Below are 16,521 nucleotides of genomic sequence, written 5' to 3'. Positions count from 1 at the left end.
GAGCGGGTCAGGACCGCGCGGTGACGGGAACCCGCACGCGCTCGACGATCTGCCGCAGCGCGGCCTCGACGGGCTGTGCGCCCGCTCGGTGCGCTCCACGAGCAGGGAGCAGCCGGTGCGCGAACACCGGGACGATCAGGGCGGTGACGTCGTCGGGGATCACGAAGTCGCGGCCGTCGAGAGCAGCCCACACTTTCGCCGCCCTGATCAGCTGCAGCGTCGCACGAGGGCTCGCGCCCAGGTGCAGATTGGGGTCGGCGCGGGTCGCCTGGGCGAGGGCCACCGTGTACTCCTCGAGAGCGGGGGCGACGTGCACCGAACGGGCCCAGGCGATCAGCCCCGAGATCGATGCCGCATCGGCGACGGCGCGCACGGCGGCGAGCGGATTGACCGTGTCGCGCTGGCGCAGCATGAGGGCCTCGGCCGCGGCATCCGGATATCCCATCGAGATGCGCATCATGAAGCGGTCCCGCTGGGCCTCGGGCAGTGCGTAGGTGCCCTCCATCTCGAGAGGGTTCTGGGTCGCCACGACGAGGAAGGGATCGGGAAGCATGTGGGTGGACCCGTCGACCGTGACCTGCCCCTCTTCCATCGCTTCGAGCAGCGCGGACTGCGTCTTGGGGGACGAGCGGTTGATCTCGTCGGCGATCACGATGTGTGCGAACACGGCCCCGCGCTTGAACTCGAACTCGCGGTCGACGGGGTTGTAGACGCTCACGCCGGTCACGTCTCCCGGCAGGAGATCGGGGGTGAACTGGATGCGGCGGACCGTCGCGTCGACGCTCGCGGCGAGAGCGCGGGCCAGCATGGTCTTGCCCACGCCCGGCACGTCTTCGATGAGCAGATGTCCTTCGGCGAGCAGACAGACGAGCGCGCTCCGCACGGCATCCGGCTTGCCGTCGATCACCCGTCCGACGGACTCGACGATGGCCGACGTCTGCGCGGCGAACTGCTCGGCGTCGACGACGGCCGGGATCAGGGGCGGATTCTCTGGCATGCGTTCCCTCTCGCGTGGGCGCTGCGGTGCGCGTGAACCGATCGTAACCCGGCTGTCTCGGGATGGGGTGGGAACCCGGTCATCGGCGCCGCGCAGGGGGCGTCAGCGGGTCAGCCCCAGACGCGTGCTCGCGGTTCCGTGGTGTCGATCCGGCTGTCGGCGCTGCGGGCGACACGCAGCAGGGCGAGTCCCTGCACCCCGCTCAGCTCGTGCAGCGAGCACGTGCCGATCAGAGCCTGCCAGTGATCGCGGAATCGCTCGGCGTCTCCGCGACGCCGGGCGATCAGCCGCGGCACCGCCAGAAGCGTGCGTCCGGGTGAGAGGCGGTCGGCGAGGCGCTCGATCGCACGGATCCTCGGCAGGCCGGCAGCGTCGATGCGCAGCAGGAACCGGGGAGTGCGCACGGGGGCGAAGAGTTCCTCGACGGCATCCGCGATCGTGCGTGCGTCGGCGGCAGCACCGCCCAGCTCGACGCGGATACGCGTGGGGTCGCTGGTGTCAGGGCGCGCGCTGATCGCGGACTCGTCGATGCGTCCGATGCGGCCTGCCTCGTGCAGCGTGCGGGCGACGGCGATCGCCGCTGCCCGATAGATCTCGGTCGGTCGCGAGCGATCGCGAAGAGAGCGGGCAAGCATGCGCAGAGCGGATGCCGTCGCCGCCACCGCTCCGCCGCCGAGTGCGAGCGCCACCGCGAGAAGGGGAGCGAGGGAGACCCCTGAGACGGCCAGCACGGCGACCAGCACGCCTGTGGCCACCGTGCCGGCGACGAATCCGGCGACAGCACCGGCGCTCGTCGTCTGGCCGGCGCGCAGCAGCGGAGCGCGTGAGGTCCGGCGGAGCGCGATCGTCTCGCGCTCCTGAGGGCGATAGGCATCGCCGATCCGCCATTCCGCCCTGGTCGTGCTGCGAGAGGGCCAGCGCTCGCGCAGGACGGCATCGAGATCCCCGATCGAGGTCGACGGGTCCTTGTCGAGCACGCGCTCCCACGCCTCGATGGCGGGCGGGGAGAGCGCATGCCCGAGACCGCTGACGATCCGGCCGTCGCCGTCGGCGCTCAGACCCCACAGATGCGAATGCCGACGGCGGAGCCGACCGGCCTCCGATCCATCGTCCAGGTCGACGTGCGACGGGATCAGGCAGACGACCGACCAGTTGTGCGCGACCTTCTCGGGCCACGCGGGGTCGAGCCGCAGGGTGCGACCTCGGAGCTGCTGGGTGCCCGATGACGTGGCGACGGTCGTGAGGTCGATGAGGGTGTTGACCGAAGGACAGTCCCATCCCTCGCCGAGCAGTCCCCGGGTGCCGACGAGCAGCCGCACGTCGCCTCGGCGGATCAGCTCCGACACGGCGGCGACCACCCGTCCGCTCGCGGCGGCCCGCACCTGCAGATCGCTCACGGGGCCGACTCCGTCTGCGACACCGACGGGCTCGCCGAGCAGGTCGCCCAGCGCGGCGGCGATGTCGTCGGCATCCTCGGCGCGGACGCGCAGGTTCTGCGAGGTGAGCAGCACCGGGCTCAGTCGCGCCGTGACCGGATCGACCGCGAGGAGGTCGAACGTCCGAAGCGCCCCGGCCGGTGCATCCCCGGCGAGGCCCCGGTTGTTGCCGTGCTCGACGAAATCGGTCACGACGACCGCGCGGATCCGGTCGCCTTCGGGGCCTGCGAGCTCCCGATGCAGGATCTCGACGGCGGCGTGATCCTTGGCCGCCGAGAACGCCAGCGTGGTCTCGATCGGGTTGCGACCGCGTCGGATGCCCCGGTCTGTCAGCGCGTAGCCGAAGTCTGCGAGGGACCGCCGCACGTACTCCCACTGGCGCACGGCCGCGGGATCGGAGAGCAGCCTCGTCTGGGCGAACCGCGACAGCACCGTGAGCAGGTCGTCGGTGGTGCAGCGATCGAGCAGCGCTGCGGGGATCGCCGCGACGAGCGGATGCTCCGGTGCGACCTCGCGCAGCACGAGGGCGCACGATCGGGTGAGGGGGAAGTCCGTCGAGAACGCCCGGTCGAGGAGCGAGAGCGGAGTCTCTGACTCGGCAGTCCTCTCGGTCGCCGTCTCTGCGCTGTCGGGCGGGTCCGAGGGTTGCAGCTGCTCCTCGAGGTACGACAGCGCATCCGGCGTCGACAGCACCTGCCTGATCAGGTCATGCAGCAGGGACTCGTGCCGTCGGATGAAGGAGGCCTCTGCGGGGGTGGGCTCGGTGAACAGCACGTGGTCGCGATACGGGGCCAGATGCCCCTCCTTCACGACGGCGGGCGTCGGCACCTCGTAGTCGACCTCGCCGAGCAGGTGGCTGTAGTTCTCGAACTCGGTCTCGTCGTCGGGCGACGGCAGGGTCGCGGTGAGGCCGATGAGCTTCGGCTCGGTGCCGCTCTCGCGGATGCGTGCGGCGAGGTATGCCACCACGATCGCCCAGTGGTCGAGCAGGTGATGGCATTCGTCGAGGACGACGGTGCGCACACCCGCATCGACGAGCCGATCGATGAGGGCGACCGCGTTCGGGTGCAGCACCCGGGCGAGCTCGGAGGGACGTTGACGGGTGAATCGCGAACGCAGTCGGCGCGCACGACTGCGGATGCCGGAACGGTGGCGGGCGGGGTTGTCGACCGCGAGCTCGGCGAGCCAGGTCTCGGCATCCGCCTCTGTCCGCCCACCGGCGACGAGCTCGTCGGCCCACACCGCACGGGCGAGGTCGTCGAAAGGCGAGCCGTGTCCGGTCACGCTCAGCAGCTGATAGGTGAGCACCGTCAGATCCCCGAGACGCTCGGGGGCGTCCGAGACAGTGGTCGCATCGGTCGCCAGCTCCGCCGCGGTGCGCAGCCACTGCTGACGGATCGTCACGGTCGGCGACAGCACGAGCGCGCGATGGCCCTCGCGCGCGGCGAGCAGCAGACCGAGCAGGGTCTTGCCCGAGCCCGGCGGTGCCACGATGTGCAGCGGGTCGTCGCCGCCGGGAGGGAGCCGATCGAGGACCTCGGCCTGATAGGTGCGCAACGTGCCGGAGAAACGCCACGTCGACAGGGGAGAGGCGGTGGCGGGATCCATGACCTGTCCAGTCTGTCAAAGAGCAGGTGCAGACATCGGCTAGACTTGTCGACGGCTCTCCGCGTGGCGGCATCCAGGCCAATTCCCCCAGGGCGGAAACGCAGCAAGGGTAACCGGGCTCTGCTGGGTGCGCGGAGGGTCACTTTCTTTTTGTCAGCGTCCTCCGGGGCAGTCCTGCCAGGATCGTGACGTGACAAGACCAGACGTGATCAGCACCGCCGACTCTCCGCGCTCGAGCGCTCTCGGCCGCTTCGCGTCTCCCGTCCTCCTCGTGGCCCTCATGTGGATCGTCCAGCTCGCCGATGCGATCCTCCCCGGATCCTTCACCGGCTTCGGACTGCGCTCGTGGGATGTCGAGGGCCTCGCCGGCATCCTGGTCGGACCCCTCCTGCACGCCGACTGGGCGCACCTGATCGGCAACACCGTGCCGCTGCTCGTGCTCGGCTGCCTCGTCGCGGTCGAAGGGGCGCGCAGGTTCTGGGCCGTGACCGCGATGGCCGCCGTGATCGGCGGCCTCGGCACGTGGCTCGTCAACGCGCCGGGAACCCTGACTGTCGGTGCCTCCGGCCTCGTCTTCGGATACTTCGGCTACACCGTGGTGCGCGTGTTCGCCCCCGGTCGGGTCGCCCACCGCGTGCTCTATGCCGTCATCGCTCTCATCGTCATCGCGCTGTACGGCGGATCCATGCTGGCGGGCGTCGTCGGCGTGCGCGAGGGGATCTCGTGGCAGGCCCATCTGTTCGGTGCGATCGGCGGTGGCCTCGCGGCGTTCGTCGGCAGAGGCAGAACCCGGCGCACATGAGCGTCACCAAGAGCGCACGGCGCGCGACATCGCGCACGCGCAGGCGACCGACACGTCGCCCGAACTCGCGCACACGGCGGATGTCGCCTCGTCGGCGCGCCCAGCGTCGGCTGCGGCGTCTGAAGGTCCTGCGCCGCATCGGCTGGGCAGCCGTGGCGGTGATCGTCGTCGCGCTCGCCGCAGTGCTCATCCCGCTCGGGCTCGCCCACGAGAAGCCGCTGGCGGTCTGCATCACCGACCCGGCCACGTTCCCCGAGGCCGGCGTCGAGGGCTGGCAGGGCGAGCAGCTCGTGAATGCCGCGACCATCATGCAGACCGCCACCGCGCTCGGGTTCGGACGCGACGGTCAGATTCTCGGCGTGATGACCGCGATGGGTGAGAGCAGTCTGAACAACATCGACTACGGGGACTGGGAGACGAGCGGGTTCACGAACCCCGACGGCAGCCGGACGACCAGCATCGGACTCTTCCAGCAGCAGGAATGGTGGGGAACGGTGGAGCAGCGGATGGATCCGGCGACCGCCGCGACGCTGTTCTATCAGCGTCTCGCTCGCGTGCCCGACTGGCCGTCGATGGACCCTTCGCTGGCCATCCACCGGGTGCAGATCAACCTCGATCCGACGTACTACACGCGCTACGCGGCGGATGCCACCGCGGTCGTCGACGCCCTCTCGACGCCCTGCTGACCGGATTTGGCACGGCTGTCAACCCAGCGCGCCCATGGGAAGCTGCACCTAGTGTGGAGCTGTGGCGAAGAGCATCTACATCACCTCGGCCGAAGGCCATACCGGCAAGTCCACCATCGCCCTCGGCGTGCTCGACGCGCTCATGCGCGTCACGCCTCGGGTGGGGGTCTTCCGCCCCATCGCCCGGTCGGTGACCGAGCGCGACGACGTGCTCGAGCTCCTGCTCGCGCACGACGGTGTGCAGCTCGACTACGAGGACTGCATCGGGGTGACCTACGACGACGTCCGCGACGATCCGGACCGCGCGCTCTCGACGATCGTCGCCCGCTACAAGGCGGTCGAGGCCCAGTGCGACGCCGTGGTGATCATCGGCAGCGACTACACCGATGTGGCGAGCCCCGCAGAGCTCGGCTATAACGCCCGGATCGCCGCGAACCTCGCGGCCCCCGTCCTGCTCGTGCTGAGCGGGCGCGACCAGCAGCGGCAGGCGGAGCAGCTCGGCACCACGACCGCACGCATCCCCGCGGCCGTCGGGCAGATCGCCGCGCTCGCGCTCTCCGAGCTCGAAGTCGAGCGCGCCGAGCTCTTCGCGGTCGCCGTGAATCGGGCCGACCCCGAGGCTCTCACCGACATCGAGGCCGCCGTCGCCGCGGTGCGCCCGCAGAGAACCACACCCGTGTGGGCGATCCCGGAGGACCGAACCCTTGTGGCGCCGTCGATCAACGGCATCCTGTCGGCCGTCGACGGGCGCCTGATCAAGGGTGATCCCGACCGACTGGCGCGCGAGGCGCTGACCATCGTCGTTGCCGGGATGTCGATGGTGAACGTGCTCCCGCGGCTCACCGACGAATCGGTCGTGGTGATCCCGGCCGACCGCACCGAAGTGCTGCTGGCGACTCTGCTCGCCGATGCGTCCGGCACCTTCCCGCGGGTGGCGGGAATCATCCTGAACGGACCGTTCCCGCTGCCGGATCCGATCGTGCAGCTGCTCGACGGCTTCACATCGACCGTGCCGATCATCGCCACCGATCTCGGCACCTACGACACGGCGGTGCGCGTCATGGGCGCGCGCGGCCGGATCTCACCCGAGTCGCGAGGCCGATACGACCGCGCCCTCGGACTCTTCCAGACCCACGTCGACATCACCGAGCTCACCACCCAGCTCGGCCTCGCCGAGTCCCGCGTGGTCACCCCGCTCATGTTCGAATACGGACTCATCGAGCGGGCGCGTGCCGATCGCCGACGGATCGTCCTCCCCGAGGGCGACGACGACCGCATCCTGCGTGCCGCGGCGACCCTGCTCGCGCGGGAGGTCGCCGACCTCACGATCCTCGGAGACGAATCCGCGGTGCGCTCCCGCGCCGTCGAGCTCGGCGTCGACATCACCGCCGCCCAGGTCATCAGCCCCACGGATCCCGAGATGGTCGAGCGCTTCGCGACCGAGTACGCGCGACTGCGCGCGCACAAGGGGATCACGATCGCGCAGGCCGCCGACACCGTCACCGACGTGTCGTACTTCGGCACGATGATGGTGCACCTGGGCCTCGCCGACGGCATGGTCTCGGGGGCCGCGCACACCACGGCGCACACGATCCGTCCGTCGTTCGAGATCATCAAGACCAAGCCGGGCGTCAACGTCGTCTCGAGCGTGTTCCTGATGGCCCTCGCCGACCGCGTTCTCGTCTACGGCGACTGCGCGGTGATCCCCGACCCGACCAGCGAGCAGCTGGCGGACATCGCGATCTCGTCGGCCGCGACCGCCCGCCAGTTCGGCATCGAGCCGCGCATCGCGATGCTGTCGTACTCGACGGGGGAGTCCGGGACCGGCGCCGACGTCGACAAGGTCCGCGCCGCCACCGCGCTCGTGCACGAGCGCGCACCCGAACTGCTCGTCGAGGGGCCGATCCAGTACGACGCGGCGGCCGACGCCGCAGTGGCCAAGGCCAAGCTCCCCGACTCCGCGGTCGCGGGGCGCGCGACCGTCTTCGTCTTCCCCGACCTCAACACGGGCAACAACACCTACAAGGCCGTGCAGCGCTCGGCGGGTGCCGTCGCGATCGGGCCGGTGCTGCAGGGACTCAACAAGCCGATCAACGACCTGTCACGCGGAGCACTGGTGGATGACATCGTGAACACCGTCGCCATCACGGCCATCCAGGCGCAGACGGAAGGGACGGACGCGTGAGCGCGATCCTCGTCATCAACAGCGGGTCCTCCTCGCTGAAGTACAGCCTGATCGACATCGAGAACGAGAACGAACTGGCCGCCGGTCTCATCGAGCGGATCGGCCAGGACGCCAGCGCCATCCGTCACACCGTGCGACCGGATGCCTCGGCGGATGCCGTCGTGACGATGCTCGATGCCTCGTACGAGTCCGAGCGGCCTCTCGCGGACCACGACGCCGCCTTCGCGGTGATGCTCGAGCAGTTCGCCGAGCACGGTCCGCGTCTCGACCAGCATCCGCCGATCGCCGTCGGCCATCGTGTCGTGCACGGAGGCGCCCGCTTCTATGCGCCGACCCTGGTCACGCGCAACGTCGAGGAGCAGATCGAGGAGCTCTCGGTGCTCGCTCCTCTGCACAACCCGGCGAACCTCGCAGGCATCCTCGCGGCGAAGGCAGTGTTCTCGGACGTGCCGCACGTCGCAGTGTTCGACACCGCGTTCCACCAGACGCTTCCCGCCGCCGCGTACACCTACGCGATCGATGCCGAGCTCGCAGCGCAGCACCGCGTGCGCCGATACGGGTTCCATGGCACGAGCCACCAGTTCGTCGGCGAGTCGGCTGCCGCGTTCCTCGGACGCGACCTCGGCGCGCTTCGCCAGCTCGTCTTCCACCTCGGCAACGGCGCGTCGGTCACCGCGATCGACGGCGGCCGTTCCGTGGAGACCTCGATGGGGCTCACCCCGCTCGAGGGTCTCGTCATGGGCACGCGCTCTGGCGACCTCGACCCGGCGGCGCTCGTGCACCTCTCCCGTCGAGCAGGCCTCTCGATCGACGACCTCGACGCGCTTCTGAACTCCCGCAGCGGACTCAAGGGCCTCGCCGGGCGCAGCGACATGCGCGACATCCTCGCCGGCCGGGAGAGCGGCGACGAGGCGGCGACACTCGCGTTCGACGTCTACGTCCATCGCCTGCGCGCCTACGCCGGTGCCTACATCGCCCAGCTCGGCGGAGTCGATGTGATCTCCTTCACCGCGGGTGTCGGGGAGAACGCCGCCGCGGTCCGCGCCGAGGCCATGGCGACACTCGGTTTCGCCGGAGTCGAGATCGACCCCGCACGCAACGAGGCGCGGCAGCGCGGCATCCGGCGGATCTCCACCGACGACTCGCGGGTGACCGTGCTCGTCGTGCCGACGAACGAAGAGCTCGAGATCGCCAGACAGACCTCGCGCATGCTCTGATCCATACGCTCTCGGGGGTTACCGGCGATGCCGTGCCGCACTACGCTTGCACAGTGGCACGGAGAGGTGCCGGAACCCGTCGTCCTTCTCCTGGAGGCTTTTGTGCCCGAAGCCCTGCCCGATCCACTCCGCGCCGAAGGCGTCCTGTTCGACCTCGACGGCGTGCTCACGCCGACGGCCGAGGTGCACATGCGTGCGTGGAAGGTCGTGTTCGACGACGTCTTCGAGCGCTGGGGCATCACGCCGCCGTACTCGGATGCCGATTACTTCGACTACGTCGACGGCAAGAAGCGCTACGACGGCGTCGCGAGCCTGCTGCGCAGCCGCAACGTCGAGATCCCGTGGGGTGCGGTCGACGACGAGCCGGAGGCCGAGACGATCTGCGGCATCGGCAATCGCAAGAACGCAGCCTTCGCCCAGTCACTCCGCGCTGAGGGCATCGCGCCGTTCCCCGGCTCGCTCGCTCTCGTCGAGAAGCTGTCCGCGGCGGGTGTGCCACTCGGCGTCGTGTCGAGCTCCAAGAATGCCGAGGAGGTGCTGGCCGCCGCCGGCATCCGCTCGTTCTTCCGCATCGTCGTCGACGGAGTCGTCGCCGAGCGTGAGAACCTCGCCTCCAAGCCTGCAGCCGACATGTTCCATGCCGGTGCGGTGGCCCTCGGGGTGGACCCGGGTCACAGCATCGCCGTCGAGGATGCGACGTCCGGCGCGGCATCCGCCGCCGCCGCCGGATTCGCGACCGTCGTCGGCGTCGACCGCGGCGCAGGAGCGGATGCTCTGCGTGACGCCGGCGCGACCGTCGTCGTCGAGGACCTCGACGTGTTCCTCGCAGACCAGGCCACGAACGCCACCGACTCCACCCTCAGCCCCGACTCCGAGGAGACCGCATGATCGACAGCGACCGCTTCCCCGTCGACCCCTGGCGGCTCATCGAGACGCGCTACTCCGAAGACGGAGTGGGGGAGACGCTCTTCAGCGTCGGCAACGGCTATCTCGGGCTCCGCGGCAATCACATCGAAGGACGCGGCGCACACGAGCACGGCACCTTCATCAACGGTCTGCACGAGACCTGGCCCATCCGCCACGCGGAGCAGGCCTACGGCTTCGCAGAGGTCGGGCAGACGATCGTCAACGCGCCGGACGCGAAGGTCATGCGCGTCTACGTCGACGACGAGCCGATCTCCTTCGACGAGGCCGACGTGCGCGAGTACCGCCGCACGCTCGACATGCGCACCGGCGTGCTCGAGCGCGTCGTGGTGTGGGAGACGCCGTCGGGCAAGCGTGTGCGCATGCGCGACGAGCGCATCGTCAGCTTCGAGGAGCGTCACCTGGCGGTGCTGCGCCTCGAGGTCGTCGTCGAGAACGCCGACGCCCCCGTCACGGTCAGCTGCCAGATGATCAACCGTCAGGACGGTGCCGGCGTCTACGCGGGCACGCCCAACCAGGCGAAGAGCGGGTTCGACCCCCGCAAGGCGGAGAAGATCGCCGAGCGCGTGCTGGAGCCCGCCGAGCACTGGCAGGACGGACTCCGCTCCGCTCTGTCGTACTCGGTCGCAGCCTCCGGCATGACCGTGGCGGTCGTCGCCGACCACATCATCGAGACCGAGAACGACTACACCTCGCGCACGCTCATCGAAGAGGACATCTCGAAGAACGTCTTCCGTGTGCAGGCCAAGGCCGGTGTGCCGATCTCGGTCACCAAGCTCGTGAGCTACCACACCTCGCGCGGCGTGCCGGCTCGAGAGCTCGTCGACCGCTGCCGTCGCTCGCTCGATCGCGTCGCCTTCGAGGGCGTGCAGGCGCAGTTCGACCGCCAGGCCGAGTGGCTCGCGGCGTTCTGGGCCCGCAGCGACGTGCAGATCGGCGGGCACGACGACATCCAGCAGGCCACCCGCTGGTGCCTCCTGCAGCTCGCTCAGGCATCGGCACGCGCCGACGGAACCGGCGTGCCCGCGAAGGGCGTCTCGGGGTCTGGATACAGCGGCCACTACTTCTGGGACACCGAGATCTACGTCCTCCCGTTCCTCACCTACACTTCGCCGCAGTGGGCGCGCAACGCCCTGCGGGCACGAGTGCTCATGCTCCCGGCGGCCCGTCGTCGCGCGGCCCAGCTGAACGAGGCGGGGGCGCTGTTCCCGTGGCGCACGATCAACGGCGAAGAGGCCTCGGCGTACTACGCCGCAGGCACCGCGCAGTACCACATCAACGCCGACGTCAGCTTCGCGCTCGGCAAGTACGTGCGCGCCACCGGCGACGACGACTTCCTGCGTCGCGAGGGCATCGACATCGCGATCGAGACGGCGCGCCTGTGGGCGACGCTCGGCTTCTGGCGCACATCGCGCCTCGTCGCCGACACCAAGGACGACGACGGCATCGAGACGTTCCACATCCACGGCGTCACGGGTCCCGACGAGTACACGACCGTCGTGAACGACAACCTGTACACGAACGTCATGGCTCGCTACAACCTCCGCTACGCGGCGCGGGTCGTGCGCGAGGCGCAGGAGGCCAACGGCGAGGAGTTCGCCAGGGTCGTCGAGCGCACCGGTCTCGCCGAGGGCGAGGCCGAAGGATGGGAGCGCGCGGCGGATGCGATGTTCATCCCGTTCAGCGAGAGCCTCGGCATCCACCCGCAGGACTCGCTGTTCCTCGAGCGCGAGCTCTGGGATCTCGCCCACACCCCGTCGGAGCAGCGCCCGCTGCTGCTGCACTTCCACCCACTCGTGATCTACCGGTTCCAGGTGCTCAAGCAGGCCGATGTGGTGCTCGCGCTGTTCCTGCAGGGCAACCACTTCACGCCCGAAGAGAAGAAGGCCGACTTCGACTACTACGACCCGCTGACGACGGGCGACTCGACGCTGTCGGCCGTCGTGCAGTCGATCCTCGCCGCGGAGGTCGGATACCAGGAGCTCGCGCTGCAGTACTTCCAGCAGTCGCTGTTCGTCGACCTTCACGATCTGCACCACAACGCGGCCGACGGCGTGCACGTCGCATCCGCCGGCGGTGTGTGGACCGCGCTCGTGTGCGGCTTCGGAGGCATGCGGGACTACGCGGGTGAACTGAGCTTCGACCCTCGGCTGCCGGCCGACTGGCCGTCGCTGTCGTACCCGCTGCAGTGGCAGGGATCGGCGCTGCAGATCACCCTGACGAAGGATGCTCTGCGCGTGCAGGTGCGCACCGGCGAGCCCGTGCCGTTCACGGTGCGCGATGTCGCGTACGTCGCCACCACGGACGAAGAGGTCGTCGTCCCGCTGGCCGATCAGGGACCCCTGATCCCCGGGCGTCCGTCGCTCCGTCAGTTCGCCGACGCACTCCGCGAGGACGGCACACGGCTGTCGGCATCCGTCCCGGTCATCACCACCGCGATCCCGGTGATCGAGCCGATCGACTGACGGTGCTGATCACCGCGTCGCTGTTCGGGCTCGCGCCCGCACTGCTGCTGCTCGTCCTCGCCGTCATCGAGCGGGTGCGAGCGGTGCAGCGCGTGGCGTCGCCCGGACCGCGGTTCGCACCGTCGCCCGGTGCGACGGTGCTGTACGACGCGCTGCTGCTGAACGCCGACCGCAAAGCGATCGCCGCAGCACTGATCGACCTGGCGGTGCGCCGCAAGGTGCGGCTGCTGGTGGATGCCGAGGACGTGCCGTCCGGGGGAGCGCGCACGCGCGCGCCGATCGGCATCGAGGTCGTCGACGGCGCGACGTTCACGCCGGAGGAGCTGAGCATCCTCGAGGCGCTGTTCGGTCCGGACCACACCTCCGCTCGGGTGCGACGGTTCAGCTCGGATGCTCGGGCGCTGCACCGTCGAGTGCGCGGCGTGCTCGACGAGACCGAGACGCGGCTGGCCTCCGCAGGGCTGATCGCCAGAGGCCGCCGCGGCTGGGCGACCTTCCTGCTGCGGGTGGCGGCCGTTCTCGTCATCGGCGTGTGCCTGCTGCTGCTCTTCGCAGCGCTCGCGGTGAGCGAACCGGGCGCCGGGGTCTACGCGGTGCCGATCGCGGGGGTCGTGATCGGCGTCGCGGTGATCGTGGTCGCCCCGCGGCCGTGGCGACGGTTCCTTCCGTCCGCGCAGCCGCTGCGCGCGCACCTCGCCGGCATCCGCGAGTACGTCGCCCTCGCCGAGGCCGAGCCACTGCGCTTCCTCCAGTCGACGGCGGGTGCGGATCTGCGGTCGGACGTCTCCGCCGAGGCCGCGTCCGAGCGGCTGCGGCGCTTCCTCCTGAACGAGCGTCTCCTGCCCTACGCGGTGCTCTTCGGGCTCGAGCGCTCGTGGACGGCGGCGCTCCGCACGGAGTCGCAGGCGCTGCGGGTGGGCGAGAGCCTGGACGGCACGATCGAGGTCGCCGGAGCGGTCTTCGATGTGATCGAGATCGTCGGCGGGGTCGTCCACCTCGTCGGCGCGGTCGGGGATCTGGTCGACGCGACGGGCGGAGTCGTCGAGGTGGTCGGCGGCGTGTTCGAGGCCGTCTCCTCGTGATTCACGGCGTCGCCCCCGATATCTCGGCGTCGGGGCGCGCGTCGAGCGGCCGATCGACCCGGCGGGCCTGCCTGAACGTCCGTGGCACGCCGTAGGCTGTTGTGGTGACCACAGCCCTCTACCGCCGCTACCGTCCCGAGTCGTTCGGCGAGATGATCGGGCAGTCCCAGGTGACCGAACCGCTGATGACCGCACTGCGCGGTGACCGCGTCGGCCACGCCTACCTCTTCTCGGGACCCCGCGGGTGCGGCAAGACCACGTCCGCCCGCATCCTCGCCCGCTGCCTGAACTGCGCCGAAGGTCCCACCGACGTTCCCTGCGGCACGTGCCCGAGCTGCGTCGAACTGTCGCGCGCGGGTGGCGGGTCCCTCGACGTGGTCGAGATCGACGCCGCCAGCCACAACGGCGTCGACGACGCCCGCGACCTGCGCGAGCGGGCGACGTTCGCCCCGAGCCGCGACCGCTACAAGATCTTCATCCTCGACGAGGCGCACATGGTGACGCCGCAGGGGTTCAACGCGCTGCTGAAGCTCGTCGAAGAGCCGCCGGAACACGTCAAGTTCATCTTCGCGACCACCGAGCCCGAGAAGGTGCTCGGCACGATCCGTTCGCGCACGCACCACTACCCGTTCCGGCTGGTGCCGCCGGCCGCGATGCTCGAGTACGTCGAGAAGCTCTGCACCGAAGAGGGCGTGGTCGCCGAGCGCGGTGTGCTGCCTCTGGTGGTCCGCGCCGGAGGCGGCTCCCCCCGCGACACGCTCTCCCTGCTCGACCAGCTGATCGCCGGCTCCGATTCCCCGGCCGGGTCCGAGACCGTGACGGTGGCCTACGAGCGGGCAGTGGCGCTGCTCGGCTACACGCACGCGTCCCTGCTCGATGAGATCGTCGACGCGCTGGCCGCAGCGGATGCCGCGGCGGCCTTCCCCGCGATCGACCGCGTCGTGCAGACGGGGCAAGACCCGCGTCGTTTCGTCGACGATCTGCTCGAACGTCTGCGAGACCTCATCGTGATCGCGGCCGTCGGCGCCGGTGCCGCCTCCGTGCTGCGCGGAGTCGCCGAAGACGAGCTCGCCCGCATGCGCACGCAGGCAGAGTCGTTCGGCTCAGCGCGCCTGTCGCGCACGGCCGACGTCGTCAGCGCGGCCCTCGACGACATGTCCGGCGCGACATCACCGCGCCTGCACCTCGAGCTGATGGTCGCCCGCGTCCTCGCTTCAGGCGCGGATGCCGGGGCTGCTGCTGCGACGGCTGCCGCTCCCGTGTCTGCCGCCGCGCCCGCGCGAGCTCAGACGAGGTCGGCTCCCGCGCAGACCGAGCCGCGCGCTCACATCACTGGGCCGACAGCGACCCGTGATGCTGCGCCAGCCTCTGCTCCTGCGTCGGCCCCTGCTGCTGCTCCTGCGTCGACCCCTGTTGCTGCCGCTGCGCCGGCTGCTGCCGGGACAGCCGCAACGCCTCAGGGCGAGGCGCCCGCGGGTGCAGCGCCCGCATCCGATGCACCCGGAGCCGTGGTATCTGACGCGGCGGCCGCTTCCGAGGCCGCCGCATCCGAAGCAGCGTCGGCCGCTGAGGCCGAGGCGGCGCCCGCAGTGCCAGCCGGTCCCGTCACGTTCGACGCAATCACCGCCGCCTGGCCGGGGGTGCTCAAGCGCCTCGAAGGTCTCAGCCGCACCTCCTGGCTGCTCGCGACCGCGGTTCAGCCGCTCGCGTTCGACACCGATTCCGAGGTGCTCACCCTCGGTTTCACGAGCCAGCACGACGTCGCGAAGTTCAAGGGCACGGTCCCAGGTGCAGGCCCGTCGGATCACCTCCGCATGGCGATCGAGCACGAAGTCGGCGTCAAGGTGAAGTACCGGCCCGCTCCGATGCCCGCGGGCGGGGCACCTCGTCAGCCCGCGACCTCCCCGACCGGTGCGCCGGCAGGCGACGCCGCCGCATCGGAGCCTGCGTCAGCGGCCTCACCGCGCTCTCAGACACGAAGTGCTTCTGCGGGGCCGGTGACCGAGTGGGCGGTGGCCGCCATCCCGGCATCCGCCGACCCTGCACCCCCTTCGGTCGCCGTCCCGGCCGCTGTTCAGACGGCGACGTCGGCTCCGTCTGCGCCGTCCGCCGCTCCGGTCGCGGCAGCCGCGGCAGCCCCGGCCGCTGCGGTAGCCCCGACCGCGCCTGAGGTCCATCGGCCGGTCGGAGGCGACGAGCCGCCGCCTCCGCTCGATGACGAGCCGCCGTACTTCGATGACGAGCCGCCGTACGACCCGGCGTATGAGCCGGTGCCGACACCGCAGAGCGGGCCACCCGCCGGGCGTGCGCAGGTGCAGCCGTCGTCATCGACCCCCGCGCAGTCCGCGCCCGCGCAGCCTGCTGCGCCCGTGCGCAAGGTGGCGTCCGCCGCCGCAGCCCCGGTGATCACCGAGCGCACCCCCGCCGGGGGAGTCCAGCGCTACGGTGAGGCCGTGATCCGCCAGGTGCTCGGCGCCACATTCGTGCGCGAAGAGCCCTATGAGCCCCCGACGAGGTTCTCCTGATGTATGACGGAATCGTCCAGGAGCTGATCGACGAGTTCGGCCGGCTCCCCGGAATCGGCCCCAAGTCCGCGCAGCGCATCGCGTTCCACATCCTGCAGACCCCGACGTTCGACGTCGCTCGTCTGTCCGAGCTGCTCGTCGAGATCCGCGTCCGCGTGCGGTTCTGCGAAGTCTGCGGCAACGTGGCAGAGCAGGAGCGCTGCACGATCTGCCGAGACCCGCGTCGCAATCCTGAGCTGATCTGCGTCGTCGAGGACGCCAAGGACGTGGCTGCGATCGAGCGCACTCGCGAGTTCCGCGGCCTGTACCACGTGCTCGGCGGGGCGATCAGTCCCATCGCCGGCATCGGTCCCGACGATCTGCGCATCGCCCAGCTGATGACACGTCTCGCCGACGGGACGGTGCAGGAGGTGATCCTCGCCACCAACCCGAACCTCGAGGGCGAGGCGACGGCGAGCTACCTCAGCCGTCTGCTCACCACCATGCAGATCACCGTGTCGCGTCTCGCCTCCGGACTCCCGGTGGGCGGCGACCTCGAATACGCCGACGAGGTCACCCTCGGTCGAGCGTTCGAGGGTCGGCGCGTGCTGTGAT

11 protein-coding genes and 1 other RNA gene are annotated in these 16,521 nt (G+C 70.3%); 10 read left to right on the top strand and 2 right to left on the bottom strand.

Annotation, left to right across the window (positions count from 1 at the left end; all coding sequences use genetic code 11):
• Positions 1-7: 7 nt before the first annotated feature.
• Together OD997_RS07760 and OD997_RS07755 are read right to left on the bottom strand one after the other, a co-directional pair.
• Positions 8-997 (bottom strand): AAA family ATPase, encoded by a 990-nt coding sequence (locus OD997_RS07760; protein WP_056279820.1) that lies wholly within the window; start codon positions 995-997, stop codon positions 8-10.
• 110 nt (positions 998-1,107) lie between these two features.
• The gene (locus OD997_RS07755; protein ID WP_434331081.1) at positions 1,108-4,041 is read right to left on the bottom strand and encodes a DEAD/DEAH box helicase family protein; all 2,934 of its coding nucleotides are present in this window, start codon (positions 4,039-4,041) and stop codon (positions 1,108-1,110) included.
• A 50-nt stretch (positions 4,042-4,091) separates the two neighbouring features.
• Here OD997_RS07755 and ffs point away from each other — a divergent pair.
• From ffs to recR, 10 genes are all read left to right on the top strand, one after another.
• Positions 4,092-4,188: signal recognition particle sRNA small type (ffs, locus tag OD997_RS07750), an RNA gene on the top strand.
• A 43-nt stretch (positions 4,189-4,231) separates the two neighbouring features.
• Positions 4,232-4,843 carry a rhomboid family intramembrane serine protease gene (locus OD997_RS07745; RefSeq protein ID WP_434331080.1) on the top strand — a complete coding sequence of 204 codons (612 nt, stop codon included), beginning with the start codon at positions 4,232-4,234 and terminating at the stop codon, positions 4,841-4,843.
• Positions 4,840-5,529 (top strand): hypothetical protein, encoded by a 690-nt coding sequence (locus OD997_RS07740; protein ID WP_434331079.1) that lies wholly within the window; start codon positions 4,840-4,842, stop codon positions 5,527-5,529. Before OD997_RS07745 ends, OD997_RS07740 begins: the two co-directional genes overlap by 4 nt.
• A gap of 61 nt (positions 5,530-5,590) precedes the next feature.
• On the top strand, positions 5,591-7,714 hold the full coding sequence (gene pta / locus OD997_RS07735) for a phosphate acetyltransferase (protein WP_434331078.1): 2,124 nt from the start codon (positions 5,591-5,593) through the stop codon (positions 7,712-7,714).
• Entirely contained in the window at positions 7,711-8,931 is a 1,221-nt protein-coding gene (locus OD997_RS07730; protein WP_434331077.1) for an acetate/propionate family kinase, read from the top strand. The genes pta and OD997_RS07730 overlap by 4 nt, the downstream gene beginning before the upstream one ends.
• A 102-nt stretch (positions 8,932-9,033) precedes the next feature.
• Entirely contained in the window at positions 9,034-9,819 is a 786-nt protein-coding gene (locus tag OD997_RS07725) for an HAD family hydrolase (RefSeq protein ID WP_434331076.1), read from the top strand.
• Positions 9,816-12,320, top strand: a complete 2,505-nt coding sequence (locus OD997_RS07720) for a glycoside hydrolase family 65 protein (protein ID WP_434331075.1) — start codon at positions 9,816-9,818, stop codon at positions 12,318-12,320. Before OD997_RS07725 ends, OD997_RS07720 begins: the two co-directional genes overlap by 4 nt.
• A 2-nt stretch (positions 12,321-12,322) precedes the next feature.
• Positions 12,323-13,402, top strand: a complete 1,080-nt coding sequence (locus tag OD997_RS07715; RefSeq protein ID WP_434331074.1) for a DUF2207 family protein — start codon at positions 12,323-12,325, stop codon at positions 13,400-13,402.
• Between the two features lie 104 nt (positions 13,403-13,506).
• Positions 13,507-15,927 carry a DNA polymerase III subunit gamma and tau gene (locus OD997_RS07710; RefSeq protein ID WP_434331073.1) on the top strand — a complete coding sequence of 807 codons (2,421 nt, stop codon included), beginning with the start codon at positions 13,507-13,509 and terminating at the stop codon, positions 15,925-15,927.
• On the top strand, positions 15,927-16,520 hold the full coding sequence (gene recR, locus OD997_RS07705; protein WP_056312693.1) for a recombination mediator RecR: 594 nt from the start codon (positions 15,927-15,929) through the stop codon (positions 16,518-16,520). The genes OD997_RS07710 and recR overlap by 1 nt, the downstream gene beginning before the upstream one ends.
• The last annotated feature ends 1 nt before the right edge of the window (position 16,521 follow it).

Origin of the sequence: Microbacterium sp. CGR1 (assembly GCF_051062835.1) — a bacterium.
Lineage (GTDB): Bacteria > Actinomycetota > Actinomycetes > Actinomycetales > Microbacteriaceae > Microbacterium.
This window is presented reverse-complemented; position numbering and strand designations above follow the sequence as displayed.

What these genes read in the sequence shown, in the direction of transcription:
- OD997_RS07760 (WP_056279820.1), bottom strand. Translation starts at nt 997, where the DNA reads ATGCCAGAGAATCCGCCCCTGATCCCGGCCGTCGTCGACGCCGAGCAG.
- OD997_RS07755 (WP_434331081.1), bottom strand. Translation starts at nt 4,041, where the DNA reads ATGGATCCCGCCACCGCCTCTCCCCTGTCGACGTGGCGTTTCTCCGGC.
- OD997_RS07740 (WP_434331079.1), top strand. Translation starts at nt 4,840, where the DNA reads ATGAGCGTCACCAAGAGCGCACGGCGCGCGACATCGCGCACGCGCAGG.
- OD997_RS07720 (WP_434331075.1), top strand. Translation starts at nt 9,816, where the DNA reads ATGATCGACAGCGACCGCTTCCCCGTCGACCCCTGGCGGCTCATCGAG.
- recR (WP_056312693.1), top strand. Translation starts at nt 15,927, where the DNA reads ATGTATGACGGAATCGTCCAGGAGCTGATCGACGAGTTCGGCCGGCTC.